This window comes from Cytophagales bacterium, from assembly GCA_033344775.1.
Classification (GTDB): domain Bacteria; phylum Bacteroidota; class Bacteroidia; order Cytophagales; family Cyclobacteriaceae; genus JAWPMT01.
The window spans coordinates 366,385-381,722 of record JAWPMT010000006.1 but is presented as its reverse complement, the minus strand read 5'-3'; the positions used below and the strand labels follow the sequence as shown (position 1 = coordinate 381,722).

10 protein-coding genes are annotated in these 15,338 nt (G+C 43.1%); 3 read left to right on the top strand and 7 right to left on the bottom strand.

The genetic code is table 11. The features are described from left to right. Nucleotides 1–9 precede the first annotated feature (9 nt). The 3 genes from R8G66_31410 to R8G66_31400 form a co-directional block, all read right to left on the bottom strand. Entirely contained in the window at nt 10–3,039 is a 3,030-nt protein-coding gene (locus R8G66_31410) for a CHAT domain-containing protein (GenBank protein MDW3196927.1), read from the bottom strand. A 162-nt stretch (nt 3,040–3,201) separates the two neighbouring features. Continuing rightward, on the bottom strand, nt 3,202–3,924 hold the full coding sequence (locus tag R8G66_31405) for a membrane or secreted protein (GenBank protein MDW3196926.1): 723 nt from the start codon (nt 3,922–3,924) through the stop codon (nt 3,202–3,204). A 64-nt stretch (nt 3,925–3,988) separates the two neighbouring features. Then, nucleotides 3,989–4,297 carry a hypothetical protein gene (locus R8G66_31400; GenBank protein MDW3196925.1) on the bottom strand — a complete coding sequence of 103 codons (309 nt, stop codon included), beginning with the start codon at nt 4,295–4,297 and terminating at the stop codon, nt 3,989–3,991. 121 nt (nt 4,298–4,418) lie between these two features. Here R8G66_31400 and R8G66_31395 point away from each other — a divergent pair, with 121 nt between their 5' ends. Then, nucleotides 4,419–5,648 (top strand): alpha/beta hydrolase-fold protein, encoded by a 1,230-nt coding sequence (locus R8G66_31395; protein ID MDW3196924.1) that lies wholly within the window; start codon nt 4,419–4,421, stop codon nt 5,646–5,648. A 167-nt stretch (nt 5,649–5,815) separates the two neighbouring features. Here the strand turns inward: R8G66_31395 and R8G66_31390 are convergent, their stop codons facing one another. After that, a complete protein-coding gene (locus R8G66_31390; GenBank protein MDW3196923.1) occupies nt 5,816–7,576 on the bottom strand; it encodes a hypothetical protein in 1,761 nt (586 codons plus the stop codon). Between the two features lie 225 nt (nt 7,577–7,801). On the opposite strand from R8G66_31390, the gene R8G66_31385 reads away from it, so the two are divergent. Beyond that, entirely contained in the window at nt 7,802–11,323 is a 3,522-nt protein-coding gene (locus R8G66_31385) for a LamG-like jellyroll fold domain-containing protein (protein MDW3196922.1), read from the top strand. Here R8G66_31385 and R8G66_31380 read toward each other — a convergent pair. The 3 genes from R8G66_31380 to R8G66_31370 all read right to left on the bottom strand — a co-directional run bounded on the left by R8G66_31380 (nt 11,304) and on the right by R8G66_31370 (nt 13,969). Beyond that, a complete protein-coding gene (locus R8G66_31380) occupies nt 11,304–12,152 on the bottom strand; it encodes an ABC transporter six-transmembrane domain-containing protein (GenBank protein MDW3196921.1) in 849 nt (282 codons plus the stop codon). The genes R8G66_31385 and R8G66_31380 overlap by 20 nt on opposite strands. 4 nt (nt 12,153–12,156) lie before the next feature. Continuing rightward, the gene (locus R8G66_31375) at nt 12,157–13,032 is read right to left on the bottom strand and encodes a sterol desaturase family protein (GenBank protein ID MDW3196920.1); all 876 of its coding nucleotides are present in this window, start codon (nt 13,030–13,032) and stop codon (nt 12,157–12,159) included. A 415-nt stretch (nt 13,033–13,447) separates the two neighbouring features. Further along, a complete protein-coding gene (locus R8G66_31370; GenBank protein MDW3196919.1) occupies nt 13,448–13,969 on the bottom strand; it encodes a PH domain-containing protein in 522 nt (173 codons plus the stop codon). 254 nt (nt 13,970–14,223) lie between these two features. On the opposite strand from R8G66_31370, the gene R8G66_31365 reads away from it, so the two are divergent. Further along, nucleotides 14,224–15,309, top strand: coding sequence for an adenylate/guanylate cyclase domain-containing protein (locus R8G66_31365; GenBank protein ID MDW3196918.1), 1,086 nt, complete (start codon nt 14,224–14,226; stop codon nt 15,307–15,309). The last annotated feature ends 29 nt before the right edge of the window (nt 15,310–15,338 follow it).

Genomic DNA, 15,338 nt, shown 5'->3' with positions numbered 1-15,338 from the left:
CGGTACTCATTAAACGGCCAGCGATTTTCTTCTTCTCACGACCCAAAAAGTGATCATTGCCAGGATCAATAAGCTCGCAATAACGTAATAAATAGGCTCATGTTTCTTTTTCAATGATATGGGTGTGTCATCTCCCATCACGACAAAACTTCCCCAGAAGAACGGGTGTTGCTGAGCGGGATGTGCTGTTTTAAGGAACTCGAGCTTAGCAGCTCTTAGTGCCTCACTCTTGGGTTTGCCATCAGCTAAAGATTCGTAGAGGTGCTGCATCAATTGAGCAGTGGTTTGATCATCTACCGGCCAATGACTCATGATTACACTTGGGCTTCCAGCATAAGAGAAAGCACGGGCCAGGCTTAAAGCACCCTCTCCTTTTGCAAGCTTCCCATAACCGGTTTCGCATGCACTGAGCACGGTTAACTGGCTTGGAATTTGCATATTATAGATCTCAAAGGCATAAAGCACATCATCTTCCAGGGTATCTTCTGAATGTGTGAAAACAAGCTTGGAATTCATGGGATCTTCATCGTCAAGTACGGCATGCATGGCAAGGTGAAGGACGCCATATTGACCAATGTGTTCTTTGAAATTCTCCTCATTCGCAGCTTTACCAAAAAAGCCTAATCCCTGAAACTGCGTTCCGATAAAATCTACTTCGGCTTTGTTATGCTTCAGCGGGGTTACTTGATTTCTAAATCTACCCAGACGGCTATTGAAAAGCGTATCTTCCGGGCTTTCGGGATATTCCGGAGCGAATGCCAGGTATTCATTATTGGTACTCAAAGAGCTAAACTCATTAAAATACAAAGAAGCTGAATAAGCATAGTGAATCTGATACTGATGGATCAAATAGGACCAGTCTTGAGCTTCGGGAGCATTCTCGGTCAATAGTATGTCAAAGGGAATGTAGGCCAAGCTACCATCAGGAACAACAATAAGTTCGGTAACCGAAGGATCAAGGGGTGTTAAAGCAGGAGCTACGTAGCTTCGATAAATGTGGTGAGAAATTTCATTTAATGATGTGATATCATTCGAAAAGGTTTCTGGCTTGAAATAATCTCTAAAGTGTGCAATCAGGGTATCAGTATCTAATTCGATGGGTTGTACCTGTAGGTTGCTTTTCGTGACGGTAAACACATAAGAGGTGGTGTCCCCCTGAAAGTATTCAATGAATGCTTCATGCGGGGAAAGTTTACCCTGGATTTCCTTAGCGCTTAATACCTTGTTTCCATATCGAAGCTGATTGTACCTCGGGTAGTTCGTCCTAATAATGTTCAAAAGCGAATCCTGACTTTTTCTGTTCATGAATAATTGCTTTGAATAAAAGGCGGTTCGGGCAGTGTCTTTTGCACTGTTTTCTATTTGGGATTTCAGCACATTTTCCTTGGATTTCAAATCTGCTGCCAGGTCCAGAATTTCTGTAGGGAGATTGTATTTAGATTGCTCATTCTTTATTTGTAATTCAGCTCCCAGTGCCTGAAACTTACTCCATTCACTGAATAAAAATGCCGTGCTAATCGGTTCTGTGCTTCCTGCTTTGTTGGCAAGTAGCATCGAATTGCGAATACCCTGCTCGTATAAAAAAAGGCTTTCATCGGTTATTTCTAAGACAGGGCCATGATAGGCGTCTTTGAAAGACGTCAAATATTGATGTGCTTTTCGGCATAATTCAACTATTTCCTGTCTGTGGACTTCCGGTTGGTCGTGAGAAAGGTGATCGTATAATTCAATGAGCCATCGTTGCCCTTCCATTGTTTGTCTGAAATGAGAAGCACTAACTGTTCGAGAATTAAAAGTAGAGTCTGATTTGAAAACCGCTTTTTTTGCGTAATTGATGGCCTGGGCTGTGTCTTTCATGGACCAAAAATTTTGACTGGACATGAACGAAATCTCCGGACTATTTGATCCGATGAGCTCCCTTGCTTCATGATATCTGGATTCTGCCTTATCCCATTGATTGGTGTTATGATAGCTTAAGCCCATGAGCGCAAGTGTGATAATAAGGCTAGAACGTCGGTTCAGCTGCCGGTTCATTTGCTCGGCTTCATTTAAATATTCCAGCGCTTTCTGGTATTCCCCCATTTCTACATAAGCACTTCCCAGGTTATTCCTGATCAGGGCAAACTGTCTTTGATTCAGGTCTCTGCCCAGCAATTCTTTGTAAATAGAAACTGCTTCTTCATAATTCTGTTCATGCTTGTAAGTAATGGCCAGGTTATTCCAGACATTGAAATCCTCATTATTCAATTCCAGTGATTGTAAAAAGTATTCCCGGGCTTTTGCACGGAAACCAAGGCTGATATAGGTAGCTCCGTAAGTATTCAAAATCAAAGCTTCCGTAGCAGGACTGTAAAACTCCTCAAACTTGCTATTCAGCGAAAGCGCCTCTTGTAACGCGGAGAATCCCTTATCGGTGGCACCAATTTGCATGTAATTAGTCGCTAATTTGTCCAAAACCTTTATGCTGGTCTCCACTTTGTATTTGGAATCCGGTAATTGCCCCAAGAGCTCCATTGCATCCAGATATCCTGCGGCTACTTCATCATATTGTTGTAAGAAAGTCTGAGTCATCGCAAAATACCGCTTCGATTCGATCCTGAATTTTTGGTCTTCCACTGGAGTTTGCATGATGGCTTCTAATTTCGAAAGCTCCTCACCTGCCTGTACGTACTGACGAGCGTTAAAGTGACTCATTCCTCGGTAGTATTGGTGATAACTTCTTAAAGTATCGTGGGGACCATCGGTGATTATCTCCTGAGCTTCTTTACTGATGGAAATACATGCTTCAAGCTCTCCGGCAGTGAAAAGGGCTTTTACCTTCAGAAAGTCACACTGAAAAACCATCTTCATGCTATCCATGGCTGAAAAGCTGGTCCTCGCCTGGTCGAGGAGATCGTGTACCCGGTCAAATTTTTCCGAATGCTCAGAAAGGGAATCGGCTATATCAAAGTTTTGAAATGCCTTCTCATACGATGATTGTGCGAAAAGGAGTTGTGAAACAAAAAGGCAGGAAAGTACGGTAGCAATACGAAGTGGCATGTCATTAGCATTTTGTAAATCGGAAAATTAACCTTTCAGGAATTAATAAAAAATGACCTGATATAGTTTCTTATCTACTCATTCACTACAAATACTACGACCGATGATTTCAGAATTCGGGTTTTCTGAAATCAGTCACTGTGATGCAAAAAGGGATTTCATTCAATTGTTTCTCAACGACCACACTTCATAAATGGGAGCACCTTTGCTGCTTTTGCCAGAGTGATGCCAGGCACCATCCACCAGCTCATAATTAAAAGGAAGTGAGGCGCCCACACGAGAATCATCTCTTGAAAAGAACTCGATATTTTCCGTGTATCGGCCATCAATTGTTGTATAGTTTCCACCACCCGCTCCCTTGAATTCCTTGGTCTCGGTATTGTAAGCGATCCATTGGAAGCGCGTTCCGGAAAGTATCTTCATGGTTTTCCGAGGGCGTGAGGTATCTCGGGACTGTACATCACCCTCGCCATTTCTTTTTCTGCCGGACATGAGCCAGGCCCCGGCTAATGCGCCGGGTGTTGCGCCATCATCAATTCGTGTAAGCCATGTTTCTCGGCCCAAAATCCGCATTTTATTATCCCCATCCCATTCTACTTCGAATGAAACTTCACTCCCGACTCGTTCATTGTTTTCTGAGTCGAATTCAATCACTTCAGTCACGGTATTTCCATCCATGGACCAAAACCCACCATTGGTTTTAACAAAAGCACCTGTTTCGGCATCATACCAGGTGGCTACCTGATGACTTTCAGTTAAAATAACAGTTACAGTAAGCTTCTGTCCCGTATCTGTGGTTTCTTCGAATTCCCAGGCACCGATCAGGGATTGGGCGGAAAGCGTGCTTGCAAAAAGGATAAAGAGAAGTAAGACGGAAGTTCGCATCTACTAAAGTTAATACGATATGCGAATAATATTCAATGGATGTTGATGGTCGGGGTAATATGGCCTAGATGTGGTAAATCCATTCGCCGTACTGTGGATCCTCAGGGTTGAAATCCGATGCAGGTTCAAAAGATTCCTCCAGCATTTCAACCTCCTGAAATTTGAGCATACCCAGATTTCTATATCCTGCTGTTCGGCCAGCTTTGGTAAACCCGGCTGTTTGTTTACAAACTACTACAATTTTACCGCGCGAGGTTTTGCAAACACCATAGGGATGAATTACCCGCGGGAAAGGTTCGTCTTTCAAAATGACTCGACAAGCTTTGAGGTCAGTACTAGCAGCCCAGAGTTCTTTGATGAGTATTTCTTCCACAGGACAAAATTAGGGGCTGATCTTGAAAAGGGTTCAAAAACGTTAATGGTTTGTTAACGATTACCTGAATGAATCTCCAAAGCGCCTCAATAACGTAGTTAAGTCTATCAATAACCAACCAATGATGTCTCGCTACTTTTTCGCACTACTTTTTTTGTCCGTTTTTATTTCCGGTACTGCTCAGCAGGCGCCTTGGCAAACGCTAAAGATTCCTTCAAAAGCGCTCAAAATAGATCAATCCATTCAGGTATATGTACCTGATGATTACGGCGCAACAGAAAAAAGCTATCCTGTACTTTATGTGATTGACGCACATTGGTATTTTTTCAATGGCGTTTCTATTCAGAAGACCATACGTGGTGACAAAATCCTCCCCAAGATGATTGTGGTGGGGGTCGATTTCCAGCACCGCCCTTATCGGGATAGCTTATTCAATGCTTCCTGGGAAGAGGTCGTGACATTCGTAGGAACGGAATTACCCACTTATATCAACGAAAATTACCGCATTAAAGAAAAAGAAAGTGTTGTTTTCGGCTGGGAACAAGCCTCTTTTATGGTATCAGAGTTGCTATTTCGTGAAAACCCGGCTTTTGATGGCTTCATCCACTCCAATGGAGGATATGTCACTGAGGAAATGCTCACCAACTTTCGAAAAGCGGAGGGCCAAAAACGATACGCCTACATTGCGAACAGTGAAAAAGACATTTATACCATTGATCATTCCAAACGAATGGTTGCAACGCTGGAAGCCAATGAATTGGAACACCTCAATTGGAGATATCAATTGATCAATTCCGAAGTGCACGAAACCCTGGCGTATCATGCGATGTATTTCGGGTTGAGGCACTTCTATCACAACTACGCTTCCAAGGATTATGCTGGCATTTCGGATTTCCATGAACAAGGAGGGCTTCCATATCTGGAGCAGTATTTTAAAGAACGAGGGGAACGTTTCGAACTTGATCCTAACATTGATGATGCGACCAAAAACACGTTGATCTGGCTTTCCTGGAAACGGGACAATTTCGAGTCTTTCCAGTTTTTCATGAAGGAATTTTCAGAAGTATTGGAAACAAGGCGGTACGCTTCCTCATACTGGCAAAATCGACTGGCCCAGTTCTATCTAAAATATGAAGCACATCAACCCGCCATTGATCACTTCACAAAAGGCCTGAATGACTATCCTGATGACCGCTTTACGGCTGCGATGTATGCAGGACTTGGTCAGGCTTACCAGGGCATCAACAAAAAAAAGTTGGCCAAAGCCAACTTTCGAAAAGCGATCGATTTTGCCAGAGAACAATCAGACCCGAACCTGGCAGAGTATCAATCCCTTTTAGATGATTTATGATCTTCAAATCTTACTTTGTCATAATTACAAAGTATGTCACACTGAGCCTGTCGAAGCCATGCCTTGCCGGCAGGCAGGTGCACTATTTAGGTCGATTTCGACGGGCTCAATCTGACAGAACCTTCTAATTCTCTATCAAAGACAATGGAAGATTTATATATATCATACTACTCCCCAATGCTCCATATACGATCGTATCCCATTTCTACTTCTTTCGCTCTTAAAGTAGCGATCCCTGATTTTGCGGCATGCAGCAATTGTGATACGCTACAAACCCGTAGTAATTCATCAGGGTTGGATTTCAGGAGTTCTTCATTATAAGGTTCTCCTACTTTTCTTTGTACCATGCCATCCAGGTATTTGCCTTCTTTGTCATCCCGAGATTCGTCTCGGCCGGCAATGGAAAGGGATAATGAAGGCAGCATGACAATGTTTCCTTCCTTATTTGCTGATATGACCAACGACAAGTGCATGGACAACATACCGTCCACATCCCCGGCCTCTTTCATCAGATTCACACGAGGGTTATCGGCCGTCTGATTGCTGCTCACTCCACCAAAGATTTCACTAAAACTCTGAGGTCTGGTACGGCTGGTGTTTTTATAAGAACGTCTGACGATCTTGTCGTTGATCTTTTCCTTGGGAGGAAAGAGTGTCTGATAATTCGCTGAACTGGTCACATCCTCTACCGGTACAAAATCAACATTGTATTCTGTCTTGAAAAAAGTCACCACTTCCTGATAGATCTGATCCATGGTCTGTTCCCAGTAAGCTTCAGGCAGTTCCGGGAAATCCAAGGTAGTAGTGGTCGTCGTGGTTTGCGTATATCGCGTTCCGCCTACCGTCCAGGAAGAAGTCGACTCATCGGTTTCCTGGCTGAAAGTCCGTGCTTCCATGGTAAATGAAGCCAACCCAAACTTTGAAGCCTTAGAAAAAGGGATTCCGGTGTTTGCATTGGGCTTATAAAAGTCATAACGCAAGGTTTTATCTTCGGTCTGCCCACGCACTTTCAGGCTCACCATCAGGCCATCTTCCTGCTTGCCTTTCACGATCACCGGAAAACTTGCGTAGCTCCGTGAAAAGATTTCCAACGAAGGAATTACCCCCGGATCCTGATGTTCATCAAATTCATCTCTGGCGGTCAGTACCTCGCGTTCCATGACCAGGTAGTTTTCTCCCTGATCGAAATTCCCGACATCCAATTGGCCGGCGATTTCCGGATTGGCCAGCGCCTCTTTGGGTATGGTCACCTTCACATTGCCAGTTTCCTTCACTTTAAAGTCCGCAAAGTGATTGAATGCACGGACACCCATGACCTTCGTCAATAGTGACACCTTTACTGTTGTGCCTTCTGTGCCCAGAGGATTGTAATATTCCACTTCAATGTCCTTGTCCAGGTCCAGGATTGGCAGCGCCGTTTCTCCATTGACACTGAGGATCTCAATGCCTTCCGTGGGATAAAGCCTGAAGGAAGCCTGATCGCCATTTTCTGATTGGAACTGCAGTTGTACAGGTTCATTCGGCAGGGAATTGAAATAATAACCGTAGGAACCCAAGCCATGGTAAGTGGTTGCTTCGCCATTGACCATGACTGTACCATTTTTTAGTTCCAGCAGTCCCATGCCTTCTTGTTTGAAAAAAGAAGCATACACCAGGTGATCTCCTTCAAGTACATCATCGGGAATGTATTTTCCTTCCGTGGTTTTTATGTCCGGAGAGTACATGCCACTGACGTAATTGATCTTCACGGAAACATTTCCTAATTGGTCGGTTTTTCCTGTCATCAGGTTACCGGTCATGTTGCCGATGCCTTCCATGATGTTGAGTTTCTTTGGCTTCTTGATTTTGGGCTTTTTGATCTTGAGTTGGGCGCTGGCTCCCAGGCAAATCAGCAGGGAGAGCAAAATTGATAGGGCGGGTCTGTTCATGATTAAAAATGCTTTGAACAAAATTCCATCATTGATCGACCCGGGACTATCCGTGTTTCACGGTATTTCTAGCTACCACTATCCCCGATCCGTAGATTTACACCTCTGTAGCAAATAAGCATTTGTTCACATTGATAGTGTATTTCGATGGGCTGAGATTTAGGAAGAATCTGTCGTATACGACTTAATTTACACAGCGATAAACATAATGGGAGATCAACGGATATGTGTAAAAAAGAACTGCTTCTTCTTCTGACGATCATGTTGTGTTCAATCACTCTTGCTCAGTCTTTTGAAGAGATTTCTTGTGAAGCTTATTACCAGGAAAGAGCTTATTTCGGAACGTCCCAACGCTCCATTACCATTGTCAACAAAACAAATAGGACGGTAAAACTGGTTTACAAAAATGGCGAGCAGGAAGAGTTTGATATTTTTATCATTCGTGCTGGCAAGTCTCAAATTGGACTTGTATTCAATAATGCTACTTTGTGTATCAAAGACTTTCGATCAGAAGCATGCATACAAGCCTTGCGAATAAACGATGATGAGATAGGCGATATCAAAGTCGAGTTATCCAAAAGTAAGTTTTTGAAGGAAATTGCCAGGCAAGACCCGGCAACAGGTAAAGACATCCTAAAGATTGATTGTGCCTACAGTAACGAGGAGTTCGAGCCATTGAATCTGAGTAGAGCAATCACCATGACAAATAAGACCGAAGGTCCATTAGCCCTTCATGTCGTGAGATCGGAGGTAGGAAAAACCGGAAGGCCATTTCTTGTGATCCCTCCGTCGGAATCAAAAACATTTAACCATGTCATTGGCAATCGGTTCATGCTCAAAGACAAAAGCGGTGAATGTGTGGGTGTTTACGAGGTACTGGGTGACGCATCATTGGTGGTGGATGACAAAGAAATGGCTAGAAATGGATCCACACCTGTCGTGTGGGAAGAAGAGGCTGAGCAATATCGAAAAGAAGCCGATAATGGTGATTCGATCACCTTTGCCGAAATCCCTAAAGAAGGGTTAGCGCTCTGGATGAGAGCAGATTCAGGCGTGAACGTGACCCAAGGCCGGGTGTCCTCATGGCAGGATCTTTCTGGCAATGATCGTCATGTGAATCAAAGACATTGGCAATATTCACCACTTTACTTAGCGCAAGGACTCAACAACCAGCCCGCACTTTATTTTTCCAAGTCTTATTTGAAAACAGAAGGTTCTTTCCTAGTAGGAAAGGATTACACCATGTTCGTGGTGCATCATTATCACCGAAAACTCAAAAATAACTTCCTCTTAACCGGAGGTGAAGCTCTCAGTAATCAAGGATTAAGCTTTGGGTATCATATGGGGAAAGCATCGCAATATCACGGGGAGAATAAATTGGATGCTCACCTCTATGGCCACCATACCAATAAAGCTACTTTGATGACCTTCAGTCATAGCGCTCAGGAAGGGCGACGTGTGTTTGTTAATGATGAGATGATTGGCTCAGGAAACACTGATCAGGATAAGGAACATTTGATCGCCTTACGGCACTTGGCAATCGGCGGATATAAAACAAGGGATCACTATTTTACTGGACTTATCTCTGAAATACTGATCTATGATCGCGCATTGAGCCAGGACCAAATTACCGAGATTCAGCATTCACTCATGGGTCAGTATCGTTTGGGAGAAAAGATTCCTAATCAATTGGAAGACCCCACATTGCTAACAAGAGAAGCACCCGATAATTATCAACCGATTTTGCTGGAATTACCACCACTGCCCTCGTCTATTCAAAAGGCTCCTGAGAAAACGAATCCCAGCGAGGACAAGGCTAACCCAGCACTCTTGGCTTCCTTGGTAAAAATGGGAATTGATATTCCAGCCGATCACATGAAACTTTGGCTCAAGGCAGACACGGGTTTGCAAACGTCTCCGCTGAATGCAAGAGCGCAAATGTTTGTTGAACGTGGGGGGATTATACCACCTGCAGGAATCATCGACTATGTTGATCGTTGGGCAGATCAGTCAGGGAATGGAAACCATGCATCTGCTGTGCTGAACCGTAGCAATTTTCGACCTGGATTGATGAAAGATGCGTCTGCTACAGCTTCTTTGAGTTTCGGTGTAAAAAGAGTAACACCTGCGAGTAGCAACAGGGAATCTTTGCAATACATGCTCCCTCAGAGTATGGTAGTTGCCACTCCATTTCTCAATCATTCCAATTTCACAATTTTCGTGGTTCATCAACCTAGTAAGGATATTCCTGAAGGAACCCCCCACGGAAATTTCATCTCCAATGCAGGAGTCACCGCCAATGGATTGGGGCCAGGCATGCAGGATGGAGATGCACGATTGGTTTATGGGTACTCGGAAAAAAGTAAGAAATTAAGTACCAATAGCCTCCAGATAATCCATGATCGACGACAGGAGGACCTGGGTAAAGAGCGCTATACCAACTTTTATCAAGCGATACCCGGAGATCATTATCAGAGAAAAATATTGACCGTTCGCCTGGATACTTTGATAGGTACGACAAGTTGGATGGGGCATCAAAAGTTGTTTCAATCATTGGCTGACCCGTATCCTATGCACCAATTGGATACTTTGTTGATCGGGTCGGGACTCAGGCGTGGATTCGCTGGAAATATCTTTGAAATTTTGATATACAATCAGTCGCTAACCGATCAGGAAATTTCGAAAGTACACGACTATTTAACAAAAAAGTATAAACTGAATAGAAGAGTGGTTGATACAAAGCCCGGAACCTTTTTTCACAAAGGAATCAAGAGCTTTAAAGGAAGAAAAGACCTAGATACGATCAGGGCTGCTACTTTTTACGTGGACTACCAAGAGTACCCCGGAAAAGATATTTTCCCCGAAACCAAAGTGGACTCGGTTCAGGCTTTCTACGATCAATGGAATAAAGGCACTGTGCATTTCGCTCCTATGGTTTACCGCAAATCCTGGAAGCGTCATCCTAGAATGGTACAAGTAATAGACAAAGCGCCAAACGGGCCCGAAATTAAAAAAACAGTCATGAGCCAGAACACGGAAACTGATTTTTCTGATTTAGACGTCACTCATACCATCTTCCCAGAGATTCCCAATTACGTAAGGGCATCTGTATCCGGATCAAGCTATTCCATCAATGAAAAAACGCAGTATTTAACCAATATTTCAATTGGCAATGGTGTCTATAAAGACCCCAATTATCATCGTACGATGATCCATGAGTATGGACATGTTTTTGGCTTACCTGATCTGTACTATGAAAACAGGAATAATGATGATCCTAAAGTTATGCATACCAATGCGGTTGGGGGCTGGAGTCTCATGGCAGATCTTGGATCAATGCGCTTCCTTTTGTGGGAATTATACTATTTAGGTTGGTTATCGGAAACGAAGATGAAATACTTGCATGAGTCATCCTGGGAGGGAGAGGTCTTGCGGCATGAAAAAGGGAATGGATTTTCTCTGATCATCATTCCTGAGTATACATCCGGTATTTATCAAACTAGTTTCTATTGTATTGAAGTGCCTGAAAAGCCTCATCCAGATTACACGGAAGGTGTACTTATTTATCACGTGGACACCAAAATTAAGACACATTCACTGCCTATCAAGGTCATGAAGCAAAGACTGTCAGAGACCTGGGAAGCTCCATTAATTGTGGGGGACGAACTTTCTGAAGGCATGCCATTTACAGTGAAAGTGCTATCAAAGACAAATGAGGGATATAAGATCAGGCTTGAACGGAAATAGAACCCTTGTTTAATCTCCGTAGGATTTCCGACAACCGGATGCCTTCCTGATAAAACATGGGCATAGTCATGACCTGCTCGATGTATTGAAACAAATAGAGAATTAGTGCAAATAGGGTTCCATGACCCATCGCTGATCCATCTACCGAATTGAAGATGGATAACACCAGAAAGCTGATCATGATCAGCCATACGATGGAAAAATTGATGGTTTCCAGGTCGGACAACCTAATATTCCATTTCATGACCTTACGCAGGTGCCAATTCAGTGAGATGGGACTGTTTTGGGACAAAACGTCTACTCTATTTTCTAATTCCTCATTGTAGGAAGTGTGGTACTTCAAAGTGTATTTCTGACTTGCACCATACACAATGATGACCAAAATCATTGAAACCATACACCCGATGAAGACCGTTTGATTCATGGAACCAATGAGGAGAATCGTCCCTACTAAAGCAATGAGCCCATTGATGATCTCCGGAAGTGAATTTTCAAAAAATTCCACGGCTTCACTCAAAAACCCGAGATGTGCCGATCGTTTTGATACAGGTTCTTTTGGTTTTGCTCCAATTGTTAATCCCAATTCCTGGTAGATTCTTGCGTAAACCCGAGAATCAAAAAACCTTTTCCCGGCTCCAATGATCAAAGTGGCTAACCCTAAGCCGCTTAGGAGTATTGCTCCTTGATACTGCTGATTCACTGCATCGTCCACCGCGTAGCCAATAAAAAGCGGAAACAGGACTGAAAGCCCTGCCTCCAACAAGATCAAAAACAAAACAAATGCTAGTTCCCACCGATAATCAGTGAGCAATTCCTTGAAGGTCTGCATGCCCCTATGCTTTTTGAAGTGTGGCTGATTTAGAGGGTTTCCAGCCGGGCTTCTTAAACAGGTAACCCAGGACTTCTTTGAAGTTGCGTGCTTTTCGAAGATCCTTCAAAATGCCTTTGTACTCATACAGGTGCACATTGACCGGATTGATGGTATCGATGGGAGTCGTCAATCCGTAAGTAGGACGATGGAGCTCTTTTTGAAAGGTGCCAAACATCCGATCCCAAATGATGAGCAGTGCGCCATAGTTTTTGTCGAGATAGATGTCATCAGAGCCGTGGTGAACCCGGTGATGCGAAGGACTGTTGAACAGAAACTCAAACCAGCCAGGCATGGACCTGATGAGTTCCGTATGGATCCAAAACTGGTAACCCAAAATGAAAGCAATGGCCAATAAGACGATCACGGGATGGAAACCCATCAAAATGGCAGGCAGGTAAAATACCCAGGTAACGAAATTGTCGATGAAGGATACACGCAATGCAGTGGTGTAATTGTAGATCGGGGAGCTATGATGAATGGAATGATAACTCCAAAGGATGCGGATCTCGTGTTCCCAGCGATGTTCCCAATAATAAAGAAAGTCAATAACCAGTATGGCGGCTATTACTGACCACCCATTGACCGGAATGTGCCACGGAATGATGTTATAGAGCACAAAGAAGCTACCAATGAATATGGTGTTGGCGGCCTTTTGAGTGAGTTCTGCAGGAATGAACACCATGAAGCTGGAAAGCATTTCCTTCAATCGCCACCTGGTGAGTTTCTTTTGTCGCCATTCCCAAATGAACTCCACGATGGCTAGCCCCATGGAAAATAGAAAAATGACGAGCATGACCCATCCGACGTTTTCTTCTGCTTTTGCTATTAGATCTTGCATGTGATTTACTTTGAACTTTCAAGCAAATCTTGGTTCCATGTAAGTCAAAAGCTTCCTTCCCTATAATTTGGGACAATTGTGGAGGCAAGAAAATTATCCTGATTTATCGGGAAACCGCGAAAAAGTCAGAAACGTGTTTTTAATATGCGGCTCAAGTCAACCTCTGGAAGGCCGGGTCGCGCCAGACCAGGTCGCGCCAGTCACGAAGACTTAAGCCAGTTTCTTTTTCCGTCTTTCCGGCGATCTGTATATCAGCATAGAATTTTACAGCGGATAAAATTGATCTGCCATAACCTTATCGATTTTAGGTAGTTGTTCCATTTGATGAGATTCCGTAGGGCCGCCTGGCGGTACTCCACTAGGTTCCGACCGGAATGACGGACAAAAATTGAGGTTATTCACTTTTATCTCCTATTCATCTCTCCTTCAATAGATCCCTAATCTCAGTCAAGAGACCAATGACTTGTTCATTGTTGGTTGCAGAGGGTCTTTCCGATCGTTCTTCGTTCTTTAGTAATTCCCTTTGGAGCAAGACCTTTTCCTTGAAGCTCTCCGTATCGACAATTCCTACCAGTTTCATGTCACTTCCTTGCGGATTACTTTGTCCCGCGGTTTCGATTTTCAGGATGCGGAGGTCAAAGACATTCAACAAGGGATTTTGAATGAACGTGAGGTCCTGAATGTTTTCCAGCGGAATCGTTTTATCGACTTTGAACAGGACCCCCTTTTTGAACTTCAGGTGTCTTGTCGTCAGCTCGCACTTTAAGCCTTTATAAAACCGTCTGCCCATGTATTGCCCAATACCCAAAAACCAGAAAATCAATAAAGGAATACCAGCGACAGAAATGGTTAAGAAAAAGGCCACGTACACTAAAAAATAGCCTTTGATCTTCGGATTGAATTCTGCCGTTTGGATGATTGTCGATTCTGTTTTCATTGGTAACTACTAAAGGGTTTCCTGAGATGCTTTTTGAAAGATACTAAATACTACATGAGTGATGGCATTGGGTTTTTGACAAGTCGGAGACTTGTTATTATTCTGTGGCTCAAGTCAGCCTACGGAAGGTCTAAGCCAGTGGATGAACTATTAGATAGCTTCGATTAAAGAAGAAACCCTTTCCTAGCATTAAACTTTATATCTTTCGTAGAAAGTTTAATTAATTGATTTAGCCCCCTTAGAGTATTCATTGTTTGATATCCGCTAAACAAAAAAGAGCATTATTCCAGATCCTTCCTTTTGGAATCATTCCCGCCATTTTTAGTGCGGTACATGTCATCCTGGAAAAAGGAATTTTGGGAGATTATCCAGTTTATCCATCCACTGGAAATCCTTTCGACTCTAATATTTTAATATCTGTACTCACCTCTCTTGCGATTGGGCTTCTGATCGGATCATTTGATGTCTTCTACATCAACAATTGGTTTAGAAACAGACGTTTTTATGAAAAAATTATTTTCAAATCGTTCGTTTACACTTTGACGATTATTCTGGCCTCGGTAATCATCATCAGCCTGGGACATGCTACTAGCCAAAACGTAGGAATCTTTAGCTCGACAGTCTGGAATTTTTTAAGATCCTTCTTTACCAATTTTGTGTTCTGGACTATCATTTGTTATTACGGTCTGGCAATCATCTTCAGCCTGTTCTATAAGGAAGTGAGTGATAACATGGGTCATTCCATCTCTCTCAGTTTTTTCACCGGAAAATATCACCAACCTACCTCGGAGCAAAGGGTATTTATGTTTCTTGACATGAAGTCTTCCACGACGCATGCGGAACAACTGGGTCACATCAAGTACTTTCAAATGCTAAAAGAATATTACGAAGACATTTCCGATCCCATCCTTATTCACGACGGAGAAATATACCAGTATGTAGGAGATGAAATCGTAATTTCCTGGAAAACCAATAAGGGGGTCACTACCAACGCGTTAGACTGTTTTTTTAAGATGAAGGATGTTTTAATAAGTCTACAACCGAAGTATCAGGATAAATATGGCCTTATTCCTACGTTTAAGGCGGGTGTTCATTTTGGAAATGTGACCACTGGAGAAATTGGTTTACTTAAGAAGGAAATTGTTTTTACAGGTGATACACTAAATACCACTGCCCGCATCCAAAGTTTGTGCAATGATCATGGTGTTGACCTTTTAGCATCAGGTGACTTTACTCGGTCATTGAAACAAAATGACGCATATGAATTCCAACCCTTAGGTACTTTTCAACTTCGAGGGCGGAATGAGGGAATGGAATTATACCGTGTAATTCCTTTTTGAATAGCTCCCATCCATAGGAGTACTTTGAT